At 69.2% G+C, this 8,057-nt stretch carries 7 protein-coding genes and 2 rRNA genes; 4 read left to right on the top strand and 5 right to left on the bottom strand.

From position 1 onward, the window contains the following. Positions 1-73 (top strand): 23S ribosomal RNA (locus ACF1FZ_RS06365); the annotation flags it as partial. Positions 74-152: 79 nt separating this feature from the next. After that, positions 153-269: ribosomal RNA gene (rrf, locus tag ACF1FZ_RS06360) — 5S ribosomal RNA — on the top strand. 314 nt (positions 270-583) lie between these two features. Here the strand turns inward: rrf and ACF1FZ_RS06355 are convergent. The 5 genes from ACF1FZ_RS06355 to ACF1FZ_RS06335 are packed head-to-tail and all read right to left on the bottom strand — an operon-like array spanning position 584 to position 6,073. Further along, positions 584-1,897, bottom strand: coding sequence for a DUF58 domain-containing protein (locus tag ACF1FZ_RS06355; protein ID WP_391772206.1), 1,314 nt, complete (start codon positions 1,895-1,897; stop codon positions 584-586). Positions 1,898-1,907: 10 nt separating this feature from the next. Next, positions 1,908-2,942: an AAA family ATPase gene (locus tag ACF1FZ_RS06350; RefSeq protein ID WP_391772205.1), complete on the bottom strand. Its 1,035-nt coding sequence runs from the start codon at positions 2,940-2,942 to the stop codon at positions 1,908-1,910. Further along, entirely contained in the window at positions 2,939-4,171 is a 1,233-nt protein-coding gene (locus ACF1FZ_RS06345; protein ID WP_391772204.1) for a DUF4350 domain-containing protein, read from the bottom strand. The genes ACF1FZ_RS06350 and ACF1FZ_RS06345 overlap by 4 nt, the downstream gene beginning before the upstream one ends. Further along, positions 4,168-4,860: a DUF4129 domain-containing protein gene (locus ACF1FZ_RS06340; RefSeq protein ID WP_391772203.1), complete on the bottom strand. Its 693-nt coding sequence runs from the start codon at positions 4,858-4,860 to the stop codon at positions 4,168-4,170. Before ACF1FZ_RS06340 ends, ACF1FZ_RS06345 begins: the two co-directional genes overlap by 4 nt. A 4-nt stretch (positions 4,861-4,864) precedes the next feature. Continuing rightward, positions 4,865-6,073: a glycerophosphoryl diester phosphodiesterase membrane domain-containing protein gene (locus ACF1FZ_RS06335; RefSeq protein ID WP_391772202.1), complete on the bottom strand. Its 1,209-nt coding sequence runs from the start codon at positions 6,071-6,073 to the stop codon at positions 4,865-4,867. A 140-nt stretch (positions 6,074-6,213) separates the two neighbouring features. Between ACF1FZ_RS06335 and mtnA the strand changes: the two genes are divergently transcribed. Together mtnA and mtrA are read left to right on the top strand one after the other, a co-directional pair. After that, positions 6,214-7,362 carry an S-methyl-5-thioribose-1-phosphate isomerase gene (gene mtnA / locus ACF1FZ_RS06330; protein ID WP_391772201.1) on the top strand — a complete coding sequence of 383 codons (1,149 nt, stop codon included), beginning with the start codon at positions 6,214-6,216 and terminating at the stop codon, positions 7,360-7,362. A 4-nt stretch (positions 7,363-7,366) separates the two neighbouring features. After that, positions 7,367-8,056 (top strand): two-component system response regulator MtrA, encoded by a 690-nt coding sequence (gene mtrA, locus ACF1FZ_RS06325; RefSeq protein WP_187281934.1) that lies wholly within the window; start codon positions 7,367-7,369, stop codon positions 8,054-8,056. Position 8,057 lies beyond the last annotated feature (1 nt).

Here is an 8,057-nt window from a genome sequence, read left to right as displayed (position 1 = left end):
GTTGATAGGCCAGATGTGGAAGCCCGGTAACGGGTGGAGCTGACTGGTACTAATAGGCCGAGGGCTTGTCCTCAGTTGCTCGCGTCCACTGTGTTAGTTCTGAAATAACGAACGGCCGTGTGTATCTCCGGTGTTGGTTAATTTCATAGTGTTTCGGTGGTCATTGCGTTAGGGAAACGCCCGGTTACATTCCGAACCCGGAAGCTAAGCCTTTCAGCGCCGATGGTACTGCAGGGGGGACCCTGTGGGAGAGTAGGACGCCGCCGAACAATTATTCCGGGAAAGCCCCGTGCCCTTGTGGCACGGGGCTTTTCTGCGTTCTGAGCGCCCTTGTCGGAGCCCTGAAGCGGGACGGCCGGGGACTCACCATGACAGCCATGACGATCGATTTGTATGCGGGCATTCCGGTGAGGAACTGCGCGACAGCAGTGACCCGGTGCCAGCATACGAAGCGCGAGACCTATGAGAACGGAGTGCGCGAGGCAAACTACCAGGGTCCGGATGGAACCGGATCGGGTTCGGCGGTGCTTCCCTCCGAGGAACGCATACCGTTCCCTCGGCCCCCGGCTCCGCCGCCGGCCCCCTACAGCCGCCCGGTGGCCTTCAGCGCGAGGTATGCATCAGCCAGTGCGGGCGGGAGGCCGGCGGGCGAGGCATCGACGACCGTGACGCCATGCTGCCGAAGCTGATTCGCGGTGCTGCGGCGCTGGACCAGCGTCTGCGTGCCGGCTGCGGCCTCGTAGACCGCGTCGGCTGTGCCCCGTGCTTCGGCCATCGCCTCGACATGGGGATCGGAGACAGCTGCGACCAGAACCGTGTGGCGCTGCGTGAGCTGGGGCAGAACCGGCAGGAGACCTTCTTCGACGGGCGCGGTGTCCAGGCTCGTGAGCAGGACGATCAGAGAGTGACGGGGAGCATTCGCCAGTGCGGTCATGCTGAGACCACGCGCGTCGGTCTCCACCAGTTCAGGCTCCAGAGTGGCCAGAGCGTCGGCAAGCGTCCGCAACACGTCCCCTCCCGCCGTCCTGCCCTGCACCTGCGCTCGGACGCGTCTGTCGTAAGCAATCAGGTTCACTCTGTCCCCCGCACGGACGGCGAGGGCGGTGAGGAGCAAAGCCGCGTCCATGGCGGCGTCGAGCCGCGGCACATCGCCCACCCGGCCCGCAGATGTTCGGCCGGTATCGAGGACTACGAGAATGTGGCGGTCGCGCTCAGGGCGCCAGGTACGGACGGCGACCGCGGACTGACGCGCGGTGGCCCGCCAGTCGATGGAACGGGTGTCGTCTCCAGGAACGTAGACGCGCATGCTGTCGAACTCCGTGCCCGCGCCGCGCATGAGGACACTGGTCCGGCCGTCGAGTTCCCGCAGTCGGGCGAGTCGCGAGGGCAGATGCTTCCGGCTCGTGAAGGGGGGCAGCACCCGGACCGTCCAGGGCACGCGGTGGTATCCCTGACGGGCCACGAGACCGAGGGGGCCGAACGACCTGACGGTGATGCGGTCGGGCCGGCGGTCACCACGCCGCGACGGACGCAGAGATGTGGTGACACGGCGGCGCTCTCCGCCGTGTACGGAGAACTGCTGTCGGGACGAAGCCTGTTCGGACTCCGAGGTCCAGCTGCTGGGAGGCCAGGCGTCCCGGAGCTGGGCGCGGAGTCGGCGCCGGGATGGATTGGTTACTGTAAGTCGCACAGTCGCACTGTCGCCGAGTCGAACGGATGTATCACCGGATCGGGTGAACTCCAGTGTGCGTACTGGCGCGGCCAGGGCATAGTCGCACAGAATTGCCAGTGCGAGCGGGACATTGACCGCAAGTATGCCCGTCCAGCTCGGGGCGAGGATGCCTACGGGGAGTGACCCCAAAGCCGCTACCAGGGCGGCCCGTCCGGTGAGGGCCATGGTCACCGCCTCACCGGGGGACGGGGACGTGGGCGAGGACAGTGGTGATGACGGAGTCAGTGGTGACTCCTTCCATCTCCGCTTCCGGCCGCAGTTGTATGCGATGACGAAGTGTGGGCAGAGCGAGGGCTTTCACATCGTCCGGGATGACGTAGTCCCGGCCGGTGAGCCAGGCCCATGCCCGTGCGGTGGAGAGCAGAGCGGTGGCTCCGCGGGGGGAGGCACCGAGGGCGAGCGAGGGGGATTCACGCGTGGCACGGCAGATATCGACGACATAGGCGGCGATCTCAGGGGAAACCGAGGTCCTGGCTACGGCAGCACGCGCCGCTTCGAGGTCGGCAGGCCCGGCCACGGGCCGTATGCCCGCTGCCTCGAGATCGCGAGGGTTGAACCCGTCCGCGTGGCGGGTGAGCACGTTGATCTCGTCGTCGCGTGAAGGAAGGGGGACTGTCAATTTGAGGAGGAAGCGGTCCAGCTGGGCCTCGGGCAGCGGGTAGGTGCCTTCGTATTCCATAGGGTTCTGGGTGGCCGCGACCAGGAAGGGGTCGGGCAGAGGCCGAGGGGACCCGTCGATGGTGACCTGCCGTTCCTCCATGGCCTCCAACAGGGAGGACTGCGTCTTGGGCGGGGTGCGGTTGATCTCGTCGGCGAGCAGAAGGTTGGTGAACACAGGTCCGGGCTGGAAGGAGAACTCTGCGGTGCGGGCGTCGTAGACGAGTGAGCCCGTGACGTCGCTCGGCATCAGGTCGGGAGTGAACTGGACGCGTTTGGTGTCCAGTTCGAGGGAAGCAGCGAGTGCGCGGACCAGAAGGGTCTTCGCGACTCCGGGGACCCCTTCCAGAAGTACATGGCCCCGGCAGAGGAGAGCGACGACCAGTCCGGTGACGGCCGGATCCTGGCCGACCACGGCCTTGGCGATCTCGGAGCGCAGAGCTTCCAGGGATGCGCGGGCGCTGGCGGAGTTCACGAGGACTGCAGGTGCCGCTGCAGTTGCCGCGAACTCAGCGTTCTCCGGGGTCGCGGTCTCCGGGGGCGGTGCGCTCATGAAGTGCGTACCTCTCTTTCGAGGGCGTCGAGTTGATCGGTCAGAAGGACGAGTGCGGCGTCATCGGCCGGAGCCGGGCCGAAGAGGAGGGCGCGGAGTTCGACAACGGGGGTGACGAGCCGTGCGGCGACGGCGGGCAGGAGTACGGCGGGGGAATCGGAGTCGCGGGGGGACACCCCGAGGAGGGGGGAGATGCGGGTTCGCATGGCGGAGCGCAGAGCGGCTGCGACGCGGTCACGGGCATCGGCCTTGCGGTAGAGGCGGGCCCGTCCTTCGGTGGATTCGGAGGCCCGGATGGCGACCGGCAGCCGTTCGGTGACCAGGGGGCCGAAGCGGCGGGCGCGCCAGATCGCGGCGAGGCCGGCGGCAAGGGCCAGTTGGAGAGTGCCCCAGAGCCAGCCCGGCGGGATGAGGCCGATGAAGCCGTTCTCTCCCCGAGCTCCGTCACCGCCGCTCTCGTCCGGGCTTCCGTTGAGGCCTTCGGCTGCGGAGGGATCGTCGAGCGAGGGGAGGTACCAGACGAGATGGGGTCGGGAACCGAGGAGTTGCAGGCTGAGCGAAGCGTTTCCCTGCTGGTCGAGACGGTTGTTGTGGAGCATGTCGGGGGAGCCGAGCAGTACGGTGTCGCCGGCACGGTGTCCCGGCAGGACGAGGAGGGATGCGAACCCGCCGTCGTCCGGATAGCAGGTGATGGCGTCGTGTGCGGCCGCGGCGTAGTGGATACCGCCGATGTCGCTGGGCCCCGCGGCACGTGCTGCGGGGAGGTCGCAGCGCGGTGGACGCGCGGTCACCGGCCCGTGCGATGTCGGGCGGACACCTGGGGCGAGCCTGGTCACGGAGGGATCGCCAGGGGCGACGAGGACGGTACGGCCGGCGGAGTCGGCGGTCGCCGTGTGAAGACGGTGCTGTTGGCGCGCGGTCAGCATGTTGGGGGCTGCGACGAGCAGAGTGGTCTCGGGACCCGCCGCGCCTGCGGCCTCGTCAAGGGTGGTGGCGACTTCGACGGATACGCCTCGGTCCTTGAGGAGTTCGGCGACGGCCCGGCTGCCGTACGGGTCCGCGGAGCGGGGGTCGAGCCGGCCGTGCTGGTCGCCGGAGCGGACGGCGGCCAGAGCGACCCCTGCGACGACGAGGGCGAGGAGGGCCGGCAGCAACCCCCGGAGGCGGTGCCAGATCTGTCGGGGAGTGCGGGATTCGGAGGTGGTGGGAGCGGCCGCGGTAACGGTCATCCGGAGGCTCCCGGGACTGTGCCGGTGGTCAGCAAGGGCTTGGCGCCCTCGATGTCCGCGTCGAGCGTGCACATGGTCCGGTACGCGGCCTCGTCGGCGGTGCGGCCTCCGTATGTGACGTCGTCGAAGACCCGGGCGGCGGCGCGGAGGCGGTCGGCGTGCGCGGGCAACAGCCGGCCTGCCTCGGTGGCCGCCTCGTCCGCGGTGCGGCCGGGGTGTGGGTCGAGTACGGCCCGGTCCTCCAGGGAGCGCACGAGGGCACGCATCCGTTCCTGGACGGCTTCGGCCCAACGCCGGGCTCCGGCGTGTGCGGCCGCCGCGGCGCGGTGGTCGGCCGCGCTGCACAGGGTGCTGTCGAAGAGAGCCTCCGGCGAGCGGACGGGGCGCGGTGGTGTACCGAGCCTCCACCAGAGGGCGGTGCCCAGGCCGACGACGGCCAGGGCGAGCACCACGAGCCCGAGCGGGCCGCCGGGGACTGCCCCGGTGGCACCTGCGAAGAGGTCGCCGATCCACTCCCAGAAGCGGTCGAGGCCGCGTTCGAGGAGATTCGGATCGTGCTCGTGGTACACCGGGTCGGACAGTTCGTCCTGCGCCGCTTCACGGGCGGGGACGCGTGGGGTGTCCACGGGTACGTCCCCGTCCGCCGGGACGAGTCGTGCTGCTGCGATGCCGGCCCCCGCCCCCGTCACCGCATCAGTTCCTGGGGGTGTCGTAGCCAGGCACACCGGCAGCCCGGGCGAGATCCAGGTCGAGGGCCTCGCGGCGGATGCGCTGGTCGATGTAGAGCAGGGCCATCACTCCCGCGGTGAAGGGGTAGGCGAGCGTCGAGATGATCACTTCGCCGATGCCCGTGACGATGAGGAAGGGCCAGCCGAAGTCTGCCGAGCCGCTGCTGAGGAATTCGCTCAGGCCGTTGCTGTCCACGGTCACGGCGATGATGCCGAACGGGATCGTGATGATCAGGGTCAGGACGATGACCAGCAGGTAGGTGAGCGCCAGAATGCCGAATGTCCGCCACCAGCTGCCCCTGACCAGCTTGGCCGACCGGCGCAGCGAGGTCGGTACGGACTGTCGTTCCAGCATCAGCGCCGGTGCTGCGAGCGTGAACCGGATCATCAGCCAGAGGACGACGGCACACGAGGCGAGGAAGCTGAGGAAGGTCAGGACGAGCCCACCTGCCCCGCTGCCGAGGACCAGACCCGGGAGAAGGCCCGCTGCCATGATCGCGGCGCTCATCAGGCTGAGCAGAAGGGTCAGCCCGAGGAGCGGGAGGAGCCTGGGACGGGCCTCGGACCAGGCTTCCCGGAGCGTGACGCCGCGGCCCAGCACGGAGCGGCTGATCACCACGGTGAGGACCGAGGTGGTGATGAGCGTGGCGATCATGGCGATGAGCGTGCTCGGGGCGCTGGTGATCAGCTGCGACTGCGCCGAGTCGGCGGCCTGGCGGAGGGCCTCCGCGCCGGTCGCGTTCGGGTCGGCCGACTCCTGCTCCGGAAGGAGGTAGCGCTGCACGAGGACGATCACGATCTCGGCGATCACGGAGACGGTGAGGCTGATGCCGAGCACCGTGCGCCAGTGGGTGCGCATGGTGGACACCGCGCCGTCGAGGATTTCACCGACTCCGAGGGGGCGGAGCGGGATCACACCGGGCTTGGCAGCCATGGGGGCGCGGCCCCATCCGGGCCCCTGCGGCGTGCCGCCCCAGCCCGGGGCGTGCGGTGGCGCACCCGGGCCGTTGCCGGGGGCACCCGGCGGGGACCACTGCCCAGGAGGCGGCTGTGCGGGCGACCACTGTCCGCCGGGTCCGGTTCCGTCGACGGGCGAGGAGGGTTTGGGGATGCCTGCCTCCTGGCCGTCGGAGGGGGCGGATCCGGGCGAAGCCCAGCCCGGAGAGTCGTTCATCGTCGCTCCTTCACGGTCCTGTCCGCTCATCGGGGCGGCAGGTTGCCAGCCATCGTGCCACGCGCAGGTCCGGTGCGGGCATGGCGCTGGTTCTGCTTCCTGCCTTCGTGTGCGGAGGGTCCAGCGGGCAGACTGGGCAGATGGCTGATCAGGACGTGCAATCGCCGGTGGGTATCGAGCCTCCGGCTCTCTCCGTACTCCGATGGGACGAGCCTCCGGAAGGCCCTGCGGTGGTGCTCCTCGACCAGACGCGGCTGCCCGCCGAGGAGGCCGAGCTGGTGTGTGCCGATGTGCCCGCGCTGGTGCGGGCGATCCGGACGCTGGCGGTGCGGGGGGCGCCTCTGCTTGGCATCGCCGGGGGGTATGGGGTCGCGCTGGCCGCGGCGCGTGGTGAGGACGTCGCGCAGGCCGCGGAGCGGCTGGAACAGGCGCGGCCCACCGCGGTGAATCTCGGGTACGGCGCGCGGCGGGTGGCGCGGGTGTACCAGGCGGCCGTCGAGGGCGGGGCGGGCCCGGAGGCGGGTGCCGTGGCGGCGCTTGCCGAGGCGCGCGCTCTGCATCAGGAGGATGCGGCGGCCAGCGGGCGCATGGCGCAGCACGGTCTGGAACTGCTCGCGGAACTCCTGCCGGGAGAAGGCGGTCACCGGCTGCTGACCCACTGCAACACCGGGGCGCTCGTCTCCGGCGGCGCGGGGACGGCCTTCGCGGTGGCGCTGAGAACACACCGGGAGGGCAGTCTGCGGCAGCTGTGGGTGGACGAGACCCGGCCGCTCCTCCAGGGGGCCCGGCTGACGGCGTACGAGGCGAGCCGGAACGGGATGCCGTACAGCCTGCTGACGGACAGCGCGGCGGGCTCGCTGTTTGCGGCGGGGCAGGTCGATGCCGTACTCATCGGGGCGGACCGTATTGCTGCGGACGGCTCGGTGGCCAACAAGGTGGGGAGCTATCCGTTGGCTGTACTGGCGAAATACCACCATGTGCCGTTCGTGGTCGTGGCGCCGACGACCACCGTCGATCTGGAAACGGTGGACGGCACATCGATCATCGTGGAGCAGCGTTCCCCGGCCGAAGTGACGGAGTTCACATCGGCGCCGGGTGCTCCGGTCGGAGGCGGAGGGGGTGGGACGGCAGTCGCACCCCCGGGAACCCAGGCGTACAACCCAGCATTCGACATCACGCCGCCCGAACTGGTCACGGCGATCGTCACGGAGGAGGGCGTCATTTCCCCGGTCACGGGGGTCGGACTGGCAGAGCTGTGTGCCAGGTCATCGCAGGTAACGATTAGCTAATGGGATGATGTCGTTTATGAAGGGACGCGTCCTTGTCGTCGACGACGACACCGCACTGGCCGAGATGCTCGGCATCGTGCTGCGTGGAGAAGGTTTCGAGCCGTCGTTCGTAGCGGACGGCGACAAGGCACTGGCCGCATTTCGTGAGGCCAAGCCTGATCTGGTGCTGCTGGATCTCATGCTGCCCGGACGGGACGGTATCGAGGTCTGCCGGCTGATCAGGGCCGAGTCAGGTGTGCCGATCGTCATGCTCACTGCCAAGAGCGACACGGTGGATGTGGTGGTGGGCCTGGAGTCAGGGGCCGACGACTACATCGTCAAGCCGTTCAAACCGAAGGAGTTGGTCGCCCGGATCAGGGCGCGTTTGCGGAGGTCCGAAGAGCCCGCGCCGGAGCAGCTGGCGATCGGGGACCTGGTCATCGATGTGGCCGGTCACTCGGTGAAGCGGGAGGGGCAGTCCATCGCTCTCACCCCGCTGGAGTTCGACCTGCTGGTCGCTCTCGCCCGTAAGCCGTGGCAGGTCTTCACCCGCGAGGTGCTGCTCGAGCAGGTATGGGGGTACCGCCACGCCGCCGACACGCGCCTGGTGAACGTGCATGTCCAGCGGCTTCGCTCGAAGGTGGAGAAGGATCCGGAGCGGCCGGAGATCGTTGTGACCGTCCGTGGTGTCGGTTACAAGGCCGGACCGAGCTGAC

The organism is Streptomyces sp. NPDC014623 (genome assembly GCF_043088245.1).
GTDB lineage: Bacteria > Actinomycetota > Actinomycetes > Streptomycetales > Streptomycetaceae > Streptomyces.
Note: the sequence above shows the minus strand (reverse complement) of the source record. Positions and strands in the feature narration are given on the sequence as shown.